The sequence below is a fragment of the Streptococcus mitis genome, assembly GCF_003942995.1.
GTDB classification, from domain to species: Bacteria; Bacillota; Bacilli; order Lactobacillales; family Streptococcaceae; genus Streptococcus; species Streptococcus mitis_CV.
On the sequence record NZ_RJOH01000044.1, the window covers coordinates 1 to 846 of the forward strand.

At 52.6% G+C, this 846-nt stretch carries 8 tRNA genes; all 8 read left to right on the plus strand.

From position 1 onward, the window contains the following. The first annotated feature begins 81 nt into the window (after positions 1 to 81). The 8 genes from D8836_RS11035 to D8836_RS11070 all read left to right on the plus strand — a co-directional run bounded on the left by D8836_RS11035 (position 82) and on the right by D8836_RS11070 (position 772). Positions 82 to 153, plus strand: a tRNA-Gly gene (locus D8836_RS11035). Positions 154 to 160: 7 nt separating this feature from the next. Continuing rightward, positions 161 to 246, plus strand: a tRNA-Leu gene (locus tag D8836_RS11040). A gap of 11 nt (positions 247 to 257) precedes the next feature. Next, positions 258 to 331: transfer RNA gene (locus tag D8836_RS11045), tRNA-Arg, on the plus strand. Positions 332 to 346: 15 nt separating this feature from the next. Beyond that, positions 347 to 420: transfer RNA gene (locus D8836_RS11050), tRNA-Pro, on the plus strand. Positions 421 to 425: 5 nt separating this feature from the next. Further along, positions 426 to 499, plus strand: a tRNA-Met gene (locus D8836_RS11055). A gap of 13 nt (positions 500 to 512) precedes the next feature. Further along, positions 513 to 586 (plus strand) — tRNA-Ile (locus tag D8836_RS11060). 12 nt (positions 587 to 598) lie between these two features. Then, a tRNA-Ser gene (locus D8836_RS11065) sits at positions 599 to 688 on the plus strand. 10 nt (positions 689 to 698) lie between these two features. Beyond that, positions 699 to 772 (plus strand) — tRNA-Met (locus D8836_RS11070). The last annotated feature ends 74 nt before the right edge of the window (positions 773 to 846 follow it).

The window sequence follows — 846 nt, forward strand, 5'->3', positions numbered from 1 at the left end:
GTTGGTAGAGCATCTGATTTGTAATCAGAGGGTCGCGTGTTCAAGTCATGTAGCCGGCATTTTTAGATAGAAGAAAACGGTGCGAACGTAGTTCAGTGGTAGAACACCACCTTGCCAAGGTGGGGGTCGCGGGTTCGAATCCCGTCGTTCGCTTAGAGAGGCCGGGGTGGCGGAACTGGCAGACGCACAGGACTTAAAATCCTGCGATTGGTAACGATCGTACCGGTTCGATTCCGGTCCTCGGCATAATATAATGAGCACCCTTAGCTCAACTGGATAGAGTACCTGACTACGAATCAGGCGGTTAGAGGTTCGACTCCTCTAGGGTGCATTTTTCTATTTAACTCGGGAAGTAGCTCAGCTTGGTAGAGTACTTGGTTTGGGACCAAGGTGTCGCAGGTTCGAATCCTGTCTTCCCGATTCATGGCGGTGTAGCTCAGCTGGCTAGAGCGTCCGGTTCATACCCGGGAGGTCGGGGGTTCGATCCCCTTCGCCGCTATAATGATCTTGTTGGACCTTTAGCTCAGCTGGTTAGAGCTCTCGGCTCATAACCGAGTGGTCGTAGGTTCAAGTCCTACAAGGTCCATTTGAATAGTATGGAGGATTACCCAAGTCCGGCTGAAGGGAACGGTCTTGAAAACCGTCAGGCGTGTAAAAGCGTGCGTGGGTTCGAATCCCACATCCTCCTTTTGTATTAACGCGGGATGGAGCAGCTCGGTAGCTCGTCGGGCTCATAACCCGAAGGTCGTAGGTTCAAATCCTGCTCCCGCAATAAGGCTCGGTAGCTCAGTTGGTAGAGCAATGGATTGAAGCTCCATGTGTCGGCGGTTCGATTCCGTCTCGCGC